This is a genomic window from Klenkia brasiliensis (assembly GCF_900100695.1).
Lineage (GTDB): Bacteria > Actinomycetota > Actinomycetes > Mycobacteriales > Geodermatophilaceae > Klenkia > Klenkia brasiliensis.
In genome coordinates this window covers 70,123-84,848 of record NZ_FNCF01000002.1, presented here as the reverse complement: position 1 = coordinate 84,848, position 14,726 = coordinate 70,123, and the positions used below count along the sequence as shown (strand labels likewise).

General features: G+C 76.3%; 17 protein-coding genes. 2 read left to right on the top strand and 15 right to left on the bottom strand.

The annotated features are described in order from the left end of the window. The first annotated feature begins 16 nt into the window (after nt 1–16). Nucleotides 17–214, top strand: coding sequence for a DUF1109 family protein (locus BLT39_RS04755; protein ID WP_091059741.1), 198 nt, complete (start codon nt 17–19; stop codon nt 212–214). Between the two features lie 37 nt (nt 215–251). On the opposite strand, the gene BLT39_RS04750 is transcribed toward BLT39_RS04755, so the two are convergent. The 8 genes from BLT39_RS04750 to mftA form a co-directional block, all read right to left on the bottom strand. Then, the gene (locus BLT39_RS04750; protein WP_207507620.1) at nt 252–1,181 is read right to left on the bottom strand and encodes a vWA domain-containing protein; all 930 of its coding nucleotides are present in this window, start codon (nt 1,179–1,181) and stop codon (nt 252–254) included. A gap of 60 nt (nt 1,182–1,241) precedes the next feature. Further along, nucleotides 1,242–2,192 (bottom strand): AAA family ATPase, encoded by a 951-nt coding sequence (locus tag BLT39_RS04745; protein ID WP_242658166.1) that lies wholly within the window; start codon nt 2,190–2,192, stop codon nt 1,242–1,244. A gap of 53 nt (nt 2,193–2,245) precedes the next feature. Next, nucleotides 2,246–3,082, bottom strand: coding sequence for a mycofactocin-coupled SDR family oxidoreductase (locus BLT39_RS04740; RefSeq protein WP_091059739.1), 837 nt, complete (start codon nt 3,080–3,082; stop codon nt 2,246–2,248). Next, complete coding sequence (locus BLT39_RS04735; RefSeq protein WP_091059736.1) at nt 3,079–3,915, bottom strand: mycofactocin-coupled SDR family oxidoreductase; 837 nt, start codon at nt 3,913–3,915, stop codon at nt 3,079–3,081. Before BLT39_RS04735 ends, BLT39_RS04740 begins: the two co-directional genes overlap by 4 nt. A 155-nt stretch (nt 3,916–4,070) precedes the next feature. Further along, entirely contained in the window at nt 4,071–5,999 is a 1,929-nt protein-coding gene (locus tag BLT39_RS04730) for a mycofactocin system FadH/OYE family oxidoreductase 1 (RefSeq protein ID WP_207507618.1), read from the bottom strand. A gap of 2 nt (nt 6,000–6,001) precedes the next feature. Beyond that, nucleotides 6,002–7,228: a mycofactocin radical SAM maturase gene (mftC, locus tag BLT39_RS04725; protein ID WP_091059733.1), complete on the bottom strand. Its 1,227-nt coding sequence runs from the start codon at nt 7,226–7,228 to the stop codon at nt 6,002–6,004. Continuing rightward, a complete protein-coding gene (gene mftB / locus BLT39_RS04720; protein WP_242658165.1) occupies nt 7,225–7,554 on the bottom strand; it encodes a mycofactocin biosynthesis chaperone MftB in 330 nt (109 codons plus the stop codon). The genes mftC and mftB overlap by 4 nt, the downstream gene beginning before the upstream one ends. A 4-nt stretch (nt 7,555–7,558) precedes the next feature. Then, nucleotides 7,559–7,669, bottom strand: a complete 111-nt coding sequence (gene mftA / locus BLT39_RS22900) for a mycofactocin precursor MftA (protein WP_091554209.1) — start codon at nt 7,667–7,669, stop codon at nt 7,559–7,561. A gap of 85 nt (nt 7,670–7,754) precedes the next feature. Between mftA and mftR the strand changes: the two genes are divergently transcribed. After that, nucleotides 7,755–8,333 carry a mycofactocin system transcriptional regulator gene (mftR, locus tag BLT39_RS04710; protein ID WP_091059731.1) on the top strand — a complete coding sequence of 193 codons (579 nt, stop codon included), beginning with the start codon at nt 7,755–7,757 and terminating at the stop codon, nt 8,331–8,333. A gap of 127 nt (nt 8,334–8,460) precedes the next feature. Here mftR and BLT39_RS04705 read toward each other — a convergent pair whose 3' ends face one another. The 7 genes from BLT39_RS04705 to BLT39_RS04675 all read right to left on the bottom strand — a co-directional run bounded on the left by BLT39_RS04705 (nt 8,461) and on the right by BLT39_RS04675 (nt 14,726). Further along, on the bottom strand, nt 8,461–9,657 hold the full coding sequence (locus BLT39_RS04705) for a cysteine desulfurase-like protein (RefSeq protein ID WP_091059727.1): 1,197 nt from the start codon (nt 9,655–9,657) through the stop codon (nt 8,461–8,463). Nucleotides 9,658–9,769: 112 nt separating this feature from the next. Next, on the bottom strand, nt 9,770–11,149 hold the full coding sequence (locus BLT39_RS04700; RefSeq protein ID WP_091059724.1) for a bifunctional 3-(3-hydroxy-phenyl)propionate/3-hydroxycinnamic acid hydroxylase: 1,380 nt from the start codon (nt 11,147–11,149) through the stop codon (nt 9,770–9,772). Continuing rightward, a complete protein-coding gene (locus BLT39_RS04695; RefSeq protein WP_165640152.1) occupies nt 11,146–12,924 on the bottom strand; it encodes a SpoIIE family protein phosphatase in 1,779 nt (592 codons plus the stop codon). The genes BLT39_RS04700 and BLT39_RS04695 overlap by 4 nt, the downstream gene beginning before the upstream one ends. A 112-nt stretch (nt 12,925–13,036) precedes the next feature. Further along, entirely contained in the window at nt 13,037–13,630 is a 594-nt protein-coding gene (locus tag BLT39_RS04690; RefSeq protein WP_091059717.1) for an Asp23/Gls24 family envelope stress response protein, read from the bottom strand. Next, a complete protein-coding gene (locus tag BLT39_RS04685; RefSeq protein ID WP_091059714.1) occupies nt 13,627–14,157 on the bottom strand; it encodes a DUF6286 domain-containing protein in 531 nt (176 codons plus the stop codon). The genes BLT39_RS04690 and BLT39_RS04685 overlap by 4 nt, the downstream gene beginning before the upstream one ends. Continuing rightward, the gene (locus BLT39_RS04680) at nt 14,158–14,538 is read right to left on the bottom strand and encodes an Asp23/Gls24 family envelope stress response protein (protein WP_091059710.1); all 381 of its coding nucleotides are present in this window, start codon (nt 14,536–14,538) and stop codon (nt 14,158–14,160) included. After that, nucleotides 14,535–14,726, bottom strand: coding sequence for a hypothetical protein (locus BLT39_RS04675; protein WP_091059707.1), 192 nt, complete (start codon nt 14,724–14,726; stop codon nt 14,535–14,537). Before BLT39_RS04675 ends, BLT39_RS04680 begins: the two co-directional genes overlap by 4 nt.

Below are 14,726 nucleotides of genomic sequence, written 5' to 3'. Positions count from 1 at the left end.
CCCGGAGGGGCATGCCGTGAAGAACGCCCGAGCCGCGCTGGTCATGCTGGGCAGCCTCCTCCTCCTGCTCACCCTGGTGCAGGGCTACCGCGTCGGTGTCCGCACGGACCTGTTCGACACAGGGGAGACCGTGTTCAGCGTCGAGGTCGTCGCGCCGGCCGTCCTGGCCGTGTTCGCGTTCGCGGCCGCGTGGAAGAGCCGACCCGACCGCTGACCCCGGTCGGCGGGGCGGGGGCAGCGACCTCGGAGGTCTACTCGGCGAAGACCGCCGTCAGCGCGCGGGCGGCGTCGGTGTGGTCGCTGACCAGGCGCACCCGGCCGCGGCCGACCAGCGCGAGGTCCCGGCCCAGCTCGACGTCCTGCTCACCGCTGGTGTCCAGCAGGACGTCCAGCCGCGGTAGCCGCCCGGCGACCAGACGGGGGTCGGGGCCGGCGTTGTGCACGCAGTCGCTGAGCAGCAGCACCCGGGCGTCGCGCGGCGGCACCCCGGCCAGCATCCGGCCCGCCGTCTCCAGCGCGAACGAGACGTTGGTCAGGCCCTGCGTCGGCACCCGCAGCAGCAGGTCCAGCACGGCCAGCGGCTCGACCGGCGCCCCGAGCGGCACCAGCACCGCGGCGTCGGACCAGAACGCGACCACCCCCAGTGCGTCCCGGCCCAGCTCGCCGGCCAGCGCGCCCACGGTGGCGGCCGCCGTCCGCAGCCGTTCTCCCTTCATCGACCCGGACACGTCGACGACCAGCACCACCGACCGCCGCCGGCGCAGCCGCTCCCGCACCACCACGTCGTCGTCCTCGGGCCACGGCTTGCCGGCGAGGGCGTCGACGGTGCGGTCCAGGTCGAGCTCGTCGGAGCCGCCGGCCCAGCGCACGCTGGTCAGCTCCCCCACCCCGCGCCGGGCCCGCCGGTCGCGCGGCGGCCGCGGCACGGCCAGCCGCCGGGCGATCTGCCGCGCCCGCGCCCGGGTGACTGCATCGGCCTCCGGCAGGGTCGCCAGGTCCGCCAGCGCGATCAGGTCGGCCGGTTCGTCGGTCGTCCCCGGCGTCGAACCGCCACCGTCCGCCTTCGCGCGCTGCCGCCGCCGGTCACCCGAGGACAGCGCGAGGCCGGCGCCCCCGCGCGAGGGCTCGTAGGTCGAGGGCTGCTCGGTGAGCTGCTTGGGGCGCCGGCGCAGCGGCCGCATCCCCCGCGGTGCCCCGGGCCGGTCCCGCCGGGTGACCGGCGACTCGGCCTCGACCGTCCTTCAACCGGGCGCGGCGGCGGCCGGCTGCAGCAGGAAGTGGTCCTCCCAGATCTCGCGCAGCAGGCCCTCCGGGGTCCGCTCGGCGATCTCGTCCAGGTGCACCCGCCCGCTCAGCGCGACCACCATCGCGTCCCACACCACCGACGTGTAGTCCTCGGGCAACCCGCGCAGCTCGTCGGTGTCGGGGACGGCGACCCCGCGCATCGCGGCCAGCTGCGACGCCACCAGCGCGACGTCGATCGCCCCGCGCACGCTGCTGCCCTGCCGGACGTCGTCCCGCTCCCGCGTCGCCCGGGTCAGCGCCACGGCGTCGGCGACGAGCCGGCGCGCCTCGATGCCGGTGCGTCGGCCGACGATCCCGCGCTCGGCCTCGGCGTCCTGGTAGCCCACCGCCAGCCGGCACATCCGGTCCGACACCGACGTCGGCATCCGAGTCGTGCCCACCGCGTCGTAGGGGTTCATGCTCGCCACCACGCGGAAGGTGTCCGCGGCCCGCACCGTGCCCACCGTCGGCACCGTGACGGAGCGTTCCGCCATCGCGGTGAGCAGCGTGTTCAGGGTGTCCTCGGGTGCCCGGTTGAACTCCTCGACGTAGAGGAAGCCACCGGTGCGCATGGCCTCGACCAGGGGGCCGGGCACGAAGTTGTCGGCGGTGTAGTCCTCGCGCAGCACCCGGGCGGGGTTGTGGTGACCCACCAACCGGGTCGGGGTCAGGTCGGCGTTGCCCTCGACGAACAGCAGCGGGATGCCCCACTCGCCGGTGATGGCCCGCAGCAGCGTGGACTTCGACGTCCCCGGTGGGCCCTCGATGAGCACGTCGCGGCCGGCGGCGACGGCGGCCAGCAGCAGGTCGGTCTCGCGCTCGCGGCCGACCAGGTGGGTGGCGACGCGCTCGCGCACGGCCCGCACGTCGGCGACCGCGGACGACGTCGTCCGGTTGATCTCGTCCAAGGGAGTCCCGTCGTGAGGGGGCGGCGCGGGGTCGCCCCCGCGCCGCCCGGAGGTCACTTGACCGTGTAGCCGGCGTCGACCGGGAGGGTCACGCCGGTGATGTACCGCGCCTCGTCGGAGACCAGGAAGAGGATCGCGTTCGAGATGTCCACCGGCTCCACCCACGGGACGGGCAGCGCGTTCGTGGACTCGAAGACCGCGGCCGCCTTCTCCCTGCTGGGCGCCGGGTCGTCGGGGGTGAACAGGCCCCACGTCTTCTCGTTCTGGATCATCACCGTGTCCACGCCGGTCGGGTGGACCGAGTTGACCCGGATCGAGTGCGGCGCGAACTCGTTGGCCAGGGTGCGCATGACGCCGACGACGCCGTGCTTGGCCGCCGTGTAGTGGATCGTGTTCGGCGTCCCCTTGAGCCCGGCCGTCGAGCTGGTCAGCACGATCGCGCCGCCCCGACCGCCCTCGACGAGGTGCGGCAGGGCCACCTTGCAGGTGTTCCAGACCCCGGTCAGGTTGATGTCGATCATCTCCCGCCAGGCCTCGTCGGAGAGCTCCAGCGCGGGCTGGATCTCGAAGACCCCGGCGTTGCCGAGCACGATGTCCAGCCGGCCCAGCTGCGCGACCCCGTCGTCCACGGCCGCCTTCATCGCCGCCACGTCGCGGACGTCGGCCTTGGTGGCCACGATCCGGCGGTCCAGCGCCTCGACCTGCCGCACGGTCTCCGCCAGGTCCTCCTCGGTCGCGGGCGGGTACATGCCGATCGAGTCGATCGGCCCGCAGACGTCGACGGCGATGATGTCGGCGCCCTCCTGCGCCAGCCGCAGCGCGTGGCTGCGGCCCTGGTTGCGCGCCGCGCCGGTGATGAACGCGACCTTCCCCTCGACCCGGCCCGTCACTTCTGCACCGACCCGGCGTCGACGGGCAACTGGACCCCGGTGACGTAGCGGGCGTCGTCGCTGACCAGGAAGAGGATGGCGTTGGAGATGTCGACCGGCTCGACCCACTCGATCGGGAGCGCGTTCAGCGTCTTGAACGACTCGCCGGCCTCCTCGCGGGTGACCTCCGACGCCGGCTTGTCCGGACGGAACAGCCCGTAGGTGAACTCGTTGTGGATCATGTCCGTGTTGACCGAGGTCGGGTGCACCGAGTTGACCCGGATCATGTCCGGGGCGAACTCGTTGGCGAAGGTCTTCATCAGCCCCACGACGCCGTGCTTGGCCGCCACGTAGTGCGCCAGGTTGCCCAGGCCCTTGATGCCGGCCGTGGAGCTGGTCAGCACGATCGCCCCGCCCCGACCCCCGGCCCGGATGTGCGGGATCGCCGCCCGCACGGTCTTGAAGACCCCGGTCAGGTTCACCCCGATCATCTCGTCCCACATCTCGTCGGTGAGGTCCTCGACCGGCGCGAAGCTGGCGATCCCGGCATTGGCCAGCACGATGTCCAACCGGCCCAGCTGCGCGACGCCGTCGTCCACCGCGGCCTGCAGCGCCGCGCTGTCGCGGACGTCGGCCTTGCTGGCGATGATCCGCCGGTCCAGCGCCTCGACCTGCCGGACCGTTTCGTCCATGTCGGCCTGGGTGGCCTGCGGGTAGCCGACGCTGGCCATGTCCTGCAGGTGGTCGACGGCGATGATGTCGGCGCCCTCCTGCGCCAGGCGTACGGCGTGGCTGCGGCCCTGGCCGCGGGCCGCGCCGGTGATGAAGGCGACCTTGCCCTCGAGCTTGCCCATCAGTGGTTCCTCTCGGTGGTTCCCCCGCTACGGCTGTGACGTGTGCAGAGGGCCCCGCAGGGCCGCGGCCTGGAGCCGCCCGGATCTGGGCTTCCACGCCGCCGGGCCGCGCAGGTACCAGGGCTTGGCCACCCGGAGGTGGGCCAGCGCCGGGGTCACGGGACGACCGCCAGTGCTGCCCGGCGCCCCTCCAGGACGGCGTCCAGCACCGTGCGGGGGGCCACGACGTCGCCGGCGAACCGCACGCGGCCGGTGTCGGGCAGGGTCCGACCGGGCAGCCGGTGACCGGCGTCCACCACCGCGGCGCACGGGATGCGCACCCCGCCGGGGCAGGGGATCCCCTCCTGCACGGACGGGGCCGCTGCGTGGGGTGGGGGCTCCCCTGCCGCGGCGGGGAAGGGGGCGGCGAGGACGGGTTGCAGGACCGCCTCGGTGCCGTCCCACGCGACCAGCCGGACGGCGGTCATCCGGCGCACGCCCGCCCGGGCCAGCCGGCGGTTGGCACCCACCAGGTCCCCGGTCGGGCCGAGCCGGCTGCCCACGACGTCGTCCGGCGTGGCGAGCACGACCTCGCGGCCACCCGCGGCGAGCAGCTCGGCGACCCCGACCCCCACCGGCCCGCCGACCGGGTCGTGCACCAGCACCGGACCGGCCGGCAGCGGCGCACCGGCGAGCACGTCGGCGGCGGCCACGGCCCCGGGGACGACGACCGCGCCGGGCTGCCCGCCGGTGGCGACGACGTCGGCGTCCTGCACCGTGCCCGCGGTGAACCGGACCCCCAGCCGCGTGCACTCGGCCACCAGCCAGGCCGCGAGGACGTGGAATCGATCCCGTCCCGGGGCAGCCGCCACCACGGGCAGCAGCCCGCCGACCGCCGGGGCCACCACCTCGACGTCGTGGCCCCGCAGGGCGAGCACCCGGGCCGCCTCCAGCCCGGCCGGCCCGGCACCGGCCACCACCACCGGCCGCCCGCCCGCACCGGGCACCTCCACGTCGGGCACCTCGACGTCGGGCTCGGTGGTCTCGTGGCCGCTGCGCGGGTCGACCACGCAGCTGACCGGGGGGTTCCGGGTGTCGAGGACCAGGCAGGCCTGGTTGCAGAGCAGGCACGGCCGCGGCGACCGGCCCGCCCGGACGGCGGCGACGAACCCGGCGTCGGCGATCTGCGCGCGGGTCAGCTCCACCGCGGCGTACCCGGCGGCCAGCAGCTCCTCGGCCGAGTCGGGGTCGACGACCGAGCCCTGCGCGACCACCGGGGTGCCACCCGCGGCGGCCAGCAGTTCCACGTGGAACCCGGGCGACCGGTGCGCGGTGGGCCGGTAGGCCTCGCCGTCCAGCGCGCTGCCGCGGACCAGGGTCAGCAGGTCGACCAGCGGCGCGAGTTCGGCGACCAGCGGGGCGGCGCCCTCCGGGGTCAGCCCGGCCCAGGGCGCCTGCTCGTCCACGCACAGCCGCAGCGCCAGCACCCGGTCCGGGCCCTGCGCGGCGCGGACGGCGGCGAGCACCTCGCGCAGCAGCCGGACCCGGTCGGTGCCGTAGCCGTCGTCCCGGGTGTTGGTGAGCGGGGAGAGGAACTGGCGCAGCAGCGCGCGCGGGCCGGCGTCCACCTCGACGCCGTCCAGCCCGGCCGCGACGGCGGTGGCCGCGGCACCCGCGAAGCCGGCGACGAGGGCCGCGACCTCGGCGTCCCCCAGCGGGACGGGGACCAGGCCGGTGACGACGTCGGGCACCCGGGAGGGCCCCCACGGCGGCGCCTGGGTCCAGGACGCCGAGCCCTGGCCACCGGTGTGGGTGAGCCCGGCCAGCACCACGGTGCCGTGCGGCCGGCAGGCGTCGCCGACCGCAGCCCAGCCGGCCGCGCAGTCGGCGGCCAGCGGGGCCCGCTCGTAGGGGTGGTCGGACGGGTGGACCGACGCGGCCTCGGTGACCAGCACCCCCGTGCCGCCGGCGGCCCGCCGCGCGTAGTAGGCGACGTGCCGTCCGGCGATGCCGCGACCGGTCCCCAGGTTGGTCTCGTGCGGCCCGAACAGCGCCCGCGAGGGCGCAGTCCTCCCCGCCAGCTCCCAGGGACCGGTCAGCCGCACCGTCAGCGCAGGTCGAGGCCGGCCAGCGGCGACTCGTCGCAGATCTTCGCCGGAGCCCGGGAAGGGATGCTCGGGATGCCCAGCAGCGTGGGCTGCCCGCGCACCGGGCCCTTGTGGGAGTGGTCGATGTGCGACTTCGGGGTGACCAGCTCCAGGTCCCGGGCGGCCAGGGCGCTCTCGCCGTAGCCCTGCACGCACTCGGGGTCGGGGCCGTCCAGCGGCAGGCCGGTGAAGAACTTGGCCGCCATGCAGCCACCGCGGCAGGCGTCGAAGTGCGCGCACTTCGTGCAGGCGCCGCCGGTCTGCGGGCTGCGGAGCTCGGTGAACAGGTCCGATGTCTGCCAGACCCGCTGGAACCCGCCCTCGCTGCGGACGTTGCCGGCCAGGAAGTTCTCGTGGATGGCGAACGGGCAGGCGTAGACGTCCCCGACGGGGTCGATCAGGCACACCACGCGGCCGGCGCCGCACAGGTTGAGCCCCGGCAGGGCCTCCCCGAACGCCGACAGGTGGAAGAAGGAGTCACCGGTCAGCACGCCGTCGCCGTTGGCCAGCAGCCAGGAGTAGAGCTCCTTCTGCTGGGCCATCGTGGGGTGCAGCTCGTCCCACACGTCGGCCCCGCGGCCGGACGGGCGCAGGCGGGTGATGCGCAGCTGGGCGCCGTAGGAGTCGGTGAGGGCCTTGAACGCGTCGAGCTGGCCGGCGTTCTCCCGGGTGACGACGACGGAGACCTTGAAGTCCTTCATCCCGGCCTCGGCCAGGTTCTCCAGGGCCGTGATGGCGGTGGCGTAGGAGCCGGTGCCGCGGACCCGGTCGTTGACCTCGGCGGTGGCGCCGTCCAGGGAGATCTGCACGTCGACGTAGTCGGTGCGGGCCAGCTGGGCGGCGCGGGTCTTGTCCAGCTTCACGCCGTTGGTGGAGAACTTGACGCCGACGTCGTGGCCGATGGCGTAGTCGAGCAGGTGCCAGAAGTCCGGCCGCACGGTGGGCTCGCCGCCGCCGACGTTGACGTAGAAGACCTGCATCCGCTGCAGCTCGTCGATGACCGCCTCGGCCTCGGCGGTGGTCAGCTCGCGGGGGTCGCGCCGGCCGGAGGAGGACAGGCAGTGCGCGCAGGCGAGGTTGCAGGCGTAGGTGAGCTCCCAGGTGAGGCAGATGGGGGCGTCGAGGCCGTACTCGAACTGGTCGATCAACCGGCCCCCGGTGGGCCGCTGGGGCAGTACTGCGGTCATGCGCGCACCTCGATCATCTGGGAGCGGGCGAGAGTCGCCAGGGCGGTGACGTAGGCGGGGTGCTGGGCCTCGGGGACCTCGCAGGCCCGCAGCGTGGACGCGACGTCGGGGTGGGCCTCCAGCGCCTTGACCACGGCGACCAGCGGCTGCGACTTCAGGAACGACAGCTTGCGGTTGCCGAAGTGGTAGACCAGCGCGCCGAAGGGCTCGGGGCGCAGCGCCACCGACGGCGACTTGCGCCAGCCCACGGTGGGGTCGAAGGGCAGTTCGTCAACGGGGATCGTGACCGGGCCCGTGTCGGGCCCGGTCACGAGGGTGTCGGCCAACGGCTCAGTACACGCCGCACATGCCGTCGATGGAGACCTCCTCCACCAGGGACTCCTCGGTGAGGACCTCCTCGGCGGCGGGGGCGGGGGTCTCGGTCTCGGTCTGCTCCGGCACGGGTGCCTCCTGGTGAGCTGGGTCACGAACACGGCCGACGCTAGTGGCACCCAGTGCCACGCAGCAAGGGGTGGATGATGCCGACGTGAGCGAAGCCGCCGCCCGGGAGGTCACCCGCGCCCGCATCGAGGCCGCCGCGCTCGAGCTGTTCGCCGAGCGCGACTTCGACGCGGTCACCGCCGACGAGGTGGCCGACGCCGCGGGCATCAGCCGCCGCACGTTCTTCCGGCACTTCGCCACCAAGGCCGACGCCGTGTGGGGCGACTTCCACGAGCACGTCGTCCGGCTGGAGAAGAAGCTCGCGGCCACCGACCCCGAGCAGCCGGTGCTCGCCTCCATCTGCGCGGCCTACGTCGAGGTCAACGACTACGCCGACGCCGAGCTGCCGCTGCTGCGCCAGCGGATGCGGCTGATCCTGTCCGAGCCGGCGCTGCAGGCGCACTCGCAGGTGCGCTACGCCGACGTCGACCGGGTGGTCGCCGAGCACGTCGCCCGGCGCACCGGCTGCCGCCCCGACTCCCTGGTCCCGCGGCTGGTCGCGCTCGCGACCCGGGCCGCGGCCACCACCGCGTTCGAGGCGTGGCTGGCCGGCGACGGCTCGCTGGCCGACGACCTGCACGCCGCCTTCGACCAGCTCGCCGGCGGCTTCCCCACCCTCCGCTGACGCGGCTCGGGCCCCGCTCGACGTGACATCCAGCGGGGTCCGGGCGGGCGGACACCACGACGAGTCACATCGAGCGGGGACGGAGCGAGGACGGGGCCGGGGCGCGCCCCGGGCGGGCCCCCGGGGGTCAGGCGAGGAAGGCGCGCAGGCCCGCCAGCAGGCGCTCGACGTCCCCGGTGTCGCTGTAGGGGGCCAGACCGATCCGCAGGCCGCCGGTGTCGCCCAGGCCTAGCCAGCGGGAGCACTCCAGCGCGTAGAACGAGCCCGCCGGGGCGTTCACCCCGCGCGCGGCCAGGAACCGGTAGGCGTCGGCGGCGTCCCGGCCCTCGAAGGTGACCAGCAGGGTCGGCGTCCGGTGGGCCGCCCGCGACCACACGGTCACCCCGGGGAGCTCGGCCAGCGCGGCCTCCAGCGAGGCGCGCAGCGCGTCCTCGTGCGCCTCCAGCGCGGCCATGCCCGACAGCAGCCGCTCCCGGCGGGTCGCGCCGCTGCCGAGCCCGGCCAGGAAGTCCACCGCCGCGGTGGTGCCGGCGAGCAGCTCGTAGGGCAGCGTGCCCAGCTCGAACCGCTCGGGGACGGCGTCGGTGGAGGGCAGCAGCTTGTCCGGGTGCAGCGTGGCCAGGAAGGCGGGGTCGGCGACCAGCACCCCGCAGTGCGGGCCGAGGAACTTGTACGGCGAGCAGGTGAAGGTGTCGCAGCCCAGCTCGGCGAGGTCCACCGGCGCGTGCGCGGTCAGGTGCACGCCGTCCACGTGCAGCAGCGCACCCGCCGCGTGCGCGACGCCGGCGATCTCCGGCAGCGGCGGGCGGGTGCCGATCAGGTTCGAGGCGCCGGTGACGGCGACCAGCCGGGTCGCGTCGGTGACCACGGCGGCGACGTCGGCGGCGGTGAGCTCACCGGTGGCGGGGTCGAACTCCGCCCACCGCACGGTCGCGCCGGCCCGCTCGGCGGCCTGCACCCACGGGCGGACGTTGGCGTCGTGGTCCAGCCGGGTGACCACCACCTCGTCGCCGGGACCCCACCCGGCCGACAGGGTGCGGGCCAGGTCGTAGGTCAGCACGGTCGCGCTGCGGCCGAACACCACGCCGCCGGGCTGCCCGCCGACCAGGTCGGCCACCGCCCGCCGGGCGGCGAGCACCACGTCGTCGGCATTGCGCTCGGCCTGCGTCGTCGACCCGCGGTTGGCCATCGGGGCGACCAGGGCGGCGTGCACCGCGTCGGCGACCGGGGTCGGCACCTGCGTGCCGCCGGGGCCGTCGAAGTGCGCGGCGCCGCCCTGCAGCGCGGGGAAGTGCGACCGGACGGCGGCGACGTCGAAGACCATGGGCCCGATCCTGCCCTGCCGTCCTCCGGACAGTGATCAGGTGACCTGATCCACGTACGGCCACCCGCACCGACGTAGGTGTGGCCGGCCGAACCGTGATCAGGTCACCTGATCACCGTCCGGGGCGCTGGATGCGGGGGCCGACGGCGGCGACCACCCGGTCCGGGCGCACCAGCACCCAGCGGTCCCGCAGCGCCGGCCCGAGGTCGGGCAGCGCGCCCCGGTGCAGCACCCGCGGCCGCGCCCCGCCCGGCAGCGGGGGCACGTCGGGCACCTCGGTGGAGCAGACCAGCAGCGCCCACCCGGGCCCGAGGACGTCGTCCAGCCGGCGGCCTCGCCGCAGCTCGACGTCGGGCACCAGCCGGCCCACCCCGTGCGCCGGCCCGACCCGGGGACGGCGGACCCACGGGCCGCGGCGCAGCGGCGGGGTGCCGGCGGCCAGCAGCGTGCGGGGCAGCAGCCGCAGCACGACCCGGCGTACCCGGGCGGCGCGGCGCCCACCGGCGGTCATCAGCCAGCCGGTCAGCGCGGCCAGCCGGACCAGCGCCCGGGCGTGCGCGGCCCGCTCGCGGCCGTGGGTGTCCAGCAGCGCGTCGGGCGCCCCGGCCAGCACCGCGTCGACCTTCCAGGCCAGCTGGTGCACGTCGCGCAGGCCCAGCCCGAGCCCCTGGCCGATGAACGGCGGGGTGAGGTGCGCGGCGTCCCCGGCCAGCAGCACCCGGCCCGAGCGCCACCGCCGGGCCACCCGGGCGCCGTAGGTGTAGTCGGTGGCCCGCACGACCGCGCAGTCCTGCGCGCCGAAGCGGGCGAGCTCGGCGGGCAGGTCCAGCGGCCGGTCGGTCACCCGGAACTCGGCCCGGTAGCGCAGCCCGGACACCGGCATGAACGTCGCCGCCCGCTCCGGGTCGCAGACCTGGTGCACCCCCGGCCAGCCGGGCAGCGGGGCGGGGGCGAGCAGGTCCACCACGTGCCAGCGGTCCGGACGGGCCAGCTGCCGCCACCGCGCACCGACCGCCCGGGCGACCACCGAGTGCGCACCGTCGCAGCCCAGCACGACGTCGGCGGCCAGGACGGACCGGTCCGTCTCGACCTGGGCGCCGCGCCGGGTGCGCCGGACCCGATGCACCTCGACCCCGGTGACGAGCTCCACCCCGGCGGCGGCCACCGCGTCGCGCAGGAGCTGCTCGAGGTCGGGCTGGTGGAACATCGACGCCGCCCCCGGCTCGCGGGGGAACTCGGCCAGCACCCGGTGCTCGGCGTCCAGCAGCCGCAACCCCGCCCCGGGCGCGCTCACCCGGGCGAAGCCGTCCCCGACGCCCGCGTCCGCGAGCACCCGACGGGCCTCGGCGTCCAGGTGCACCGCCCGCGGCAGCCCCGACGGCGCGGTCCGCCGCTCCAGCACCTGCACGTCGTGGCCGCGGTGGGCCAGCAGCAGCGCCGCGGTCAGCCCCACCGGCCCGGCACCCACGACGACGACCCGCCCGCGCGTCATGGCGCGGCGGCCACCTCCGCGGGGTGCCGGTAGACCAGCAGGGCGACGTCGTCCTCCTGCTCGTCCAGCAGCTGGTCGACCAGGACCGAGGCCAGCACGTCCGGGGACAGCGCACGGCCCTCGACGACGGCGGTGACGGCCCGGTCGATGCCCTCGTCCAGCGCCTCGTGCCGCCGCTCGACCAGGCCGTCGGTGTAGAGCAGCAGGCTGTCGCCGGGCGCCAGGGCGACCTCGGTCTCCGGTCGGGCCAGCCCGGTGGCCACCGCCAGCGGCAGCGACTGCGCGCCGTCGAGCAGCCGGGCGGTGCCGTCGGCGCCGACGAGCACGGCCGGCAGGTGGCCGGCGCTGCTGCAGCGCAGCGTGCCCGCGCGGCGGTCGACCACGGCGCAGAACACCGTGCTGCAGGTCGCGCCCGGGACCAGCTCGGCGAACCGGTCGAGCGCCGACAGCACCTGGGCCGGGCCGTTGGCCTCCAGCAGCAGCGCCCGGCCGGCGCTGCGCAGCTGGCCCATCACGGCCGCGGCGGGCAGCCCGCGGCCGACCACGTCGCCGACCACCACGCCGAACACCTCGTCGGCGAGCTGGACCACGTCGTACCAGTCGCCGCCGACCTCCAGGGCCCGGGCCGCCGGCTCGTACCGGACGGCGAAGCCCTCGGGCAGCTCGACCGGGCCGAGGATGGAGCGCTGCAGGACCACCGACACCTCGACCGCGGCGCGGGCCACCTCGCGCTCGGCCTCGGCCCGCTCGGCCGCCCGGCGGCGCTCGGCCTGGTAGGCCTGCGCGTCGGTGACCACCGCGGCCACCTGCCCGGCGACGAGCTCCAGGAAGGAGAGGTAGTCCTCGTCCAGCCGCAGCTGGGGCGCGACCCCGGCGACGAGCACCCCGATCGGCGCGGACTGGCCGGCCACCACCAGCGGCAGCGCGACGGCCTGGTCGACGTCGGCGGGCGTGAGCGCACCGGGCCGCGGCGGCACGAACCCGGGCAGCCGGGCGGCGAGGCCGTCGGTGACCTGCACGGTGCCGGTGGTGATCGCCTCCCACGCCCAGTCGGCCACCCCGCCGGTCGGCAGCCGGGTCACCAGCGCGGCCGGCGGCGGGCCGGACTGCCAGGTGGTGGCCGCCAGGTGCGCCGACCGGCCGTCGGGGTCGAGCAGGTAGACCAGGCCGAACGGGACGTCGTCCGGGGCGCGGGTGAGCGCGGCCATCGCCGCGCTCGCCGCGCGGTCGGTGTCGCCGTGCCGGGCCGCGGCGACCTCGGCGAAGGCCTGCAGCGCGGTCAGCCGGCGGGCGCCGAGGACCCGGCCGGTGGTGTCGCTGGTGGTGTTGAGCACCCCGACCACGCGCCCGTCGGGGTCGGTGATCGGCGAGTAGGCGAAGGTGAACCAGGTGGCCTCGTCGAAGCCGTGCCGGTGCATGAGCAGCGGCAGGTCGACGTCGTAGGTGGCGGTGCCGGCCAGCACGCCGTCGAGCCGGCCACGGATGGTCGGCCAGAGCTCGGCCCACACCTCGGCGCAGGGCCGGCCCATCGCCCACGGGTGCTTGTCGCCGAGGATCGGGGCGTAGCCGGCGTTGTAGACCATCACCAGCTCGGGGCCCCACATGACCAGCATGGGGAAGGGGTTGTTCAGGCAGATGCCGACCGCGGCGCGCAGCGACTCGGGCCAGGTGCTGACCTCGCCCAGCGGGGTGGCGGCCCAGTCGGTGGCCAGGACCACCTCGCGGATGCCGTCGTCCAGACCCGCCGTGAACAGGGTCGCGGTCTTCTCGGCCACCGGTCCCCCCCGTCCCCGCCCCCGGGTCCCGTGAGCTGCCCCGATCATGCCGCACACCTCCGACGACGGCAGGTCACCGACCCGCCGCACCCGTGGTCGGACGGTCCCGGGTTCAGGCCAGGGTCCGTCCGGTGCCGCGCGGCAGGTCCAGCTCGACCCGGGTCGGCAGCCGGTCGACCTCCAGTGCCGCGCGCGCCTGCGCCAGCACCTCCCCGGTGACCGTCCGGTGCACCTGGGCCGGGTCCGCGCGCCCGGTCAGCCGGACCCGCAGGTGCAGCCGGGGCGCCGCGGACGTGCCGGACAGGTGCGCCGAGGCCCGGGCCACGCCGGGCACGGCCTCGACCTGCTCCTCCAGGGCCCGGGTCAGCGCCGCCCCCTCCAGCACGGTGCGGCCGCCGTCGGCGTCCTCCAGGCGCAGCCGGGCGAGCCGGTCGGTGCGGGACTGGACCACCAGCCACCAGGCCGACAGGGCGGCGACGAGCACCCCGGCGGCCCCGACGACCGGCCAGGTCCAGCCCGGCACGGCGGCGCCCGGCGGCAGGACGGCGAGGTCGGCCCGGGCGGCGCCGAGGACCCCCAGGCCGAGCAGCAGCACGAGCACCCCGCCCGCGAGGAGCAGCAGGCCCAGGACGGCGAGGACCACCCGGTTGGCGCGCACCGCCCCGGGGGTGCGGGTCGCCGGAGCCAGCGCGGCCGGCCCGCTCATGCCGTCACCCGCTGCAGGTCGACGTCGAGCTCGGGGGCGGCCACCAGGCCGAGACCGGCCAGCGCGGCCGACGCCCGCTCGTGCACCTGCCGCTCCAGGTCAGCGGGGTCGTGCAGCGCGGTGCGCACGGTCAGCCGGACCGTGCGCCGGCCGACCCGCGACCGGGTGCCGTCGACCCCGGGCACCCCGGCCACCGCCTGCTCCAGCGTCCGGCCGACGCCGCTGCGCGCGACCGCGGTGACCACGTCGGCGTCGTCGCTTGCGACCACCAGCAGGGTCCGGCGGCGCGGCACCACCTCGGCGACCAGCAGGAGCAGGCCCGCCACGGCCACCCCGGCCCCGGCCGCCACCACGGGTGCGCTCGACCAGGCGTGCTCCCGCAGCCACCGGGCCACGCCCTCGTAGGGCACGACGAGGTGCCCCGTCCGGCCGAGCAGGCCCTGCACCACCTCGGCGGCCAGCAGCACCCCGCCGCCCAGCCCGACCAGGCCCAGCACGAGCGCCAGCACGCGGTCGACCCCGCGCACCTAGCGCACCCTCGGCCGCTCGGGTGCCCGCTGCGCGGGCAGCGCGGTGACCCGCACGTCGACGCGCACGGCGCGCAGGCCCGCCAGGTCGGCGAGCTGCTCGGCGACCCGGGCGCGGACCCGGCGGGCGACCTGCCCGACCGGCGCCGGCCAGGCCACGGCCAGGTCGACCTCGACGGTGGCCTCGTCGCCGTGCACGCGGGCGGTGACCCGCGGCCGGTCGGGGTCGCTGACCGGGAGGCCCAGCACCCGCCGGGCGCTGCCGGTGGCCAGGTCGACCTCGGCGGCGGCCGCGGCCGCCAGCCGTTCGACCGCGCGGTCGGCGACCGTCGTCCGGCCCCGCAGCTCGGGGTCGGGCAACGGCGGTGCGGAGGTGGTCACCGGTCGCGGCGGCGGCGGCCGCCGGGGCCGAGGAGGGAGGACAAGTCCAGCTGGCCCTCCACGACCTTGCCCGCGACGAAGCCGAGGGCGGCGAGGACGGCGACGAGGACGAAGGCGCCGAACCCGCCGAAGGCGCCGGCGAGGCCGAGCACCATCCCGACGAGCAGGCCGACCGTGCTGGGACGCAT

Coding starts and splice junctions, on each gene's coding strand:
- BLT39_RS04750 (WP_207507620.1), bottom strand. CDS start 1,181: ATGCGGCCGCTGCGCCGGCGCCCCAAGCAGCTCACCGAGCAGCCCTCG.
- BLT39_RS04735 (WP_091059736.1), bottom strand. CDS start 3,915: ATGGGCAAGCTCGAGGGCAAGGTCGCCTTCATCACCGGCGCGGCCCGC.
- mftC (WP_091059733.1), bottom strand. CDS start 7,228: ATGACCGCAGTACTGCCCCAGCGGCCCACCGGGGGCCGGTTGATCGAC.
- BLT39_RS04705 (WP_091059727.1), bottom strand. CDS start 9,657: ATGGTCTTCGACGTCGCCGCCGTCCGGTCGCACTTCCCCGCGCTGCAG.
- BLT39_RS04700 (WP_091059724.1), bottom strand. CDS start 11,149: ATGACGCGCGGGCGGGTCGTCGTCGTGGGTGCCGGGCCGGTGGGGCTG.
- BLT39_RS04690 (WP_091059717.1), bottom strand. CDS start 13,630: ATGAGCGGGCCGGCCGCGCTGGCTCCGGCGACCCGCACCCCCGGGGCG.
- BLT39_RS04675 (WP_091059707.1), bottom strand. CDS start 14,726: ATGCGTCCCAGCACGGTCGGCCTGCTCGTCGGGATGGTGCTCGGCCTC.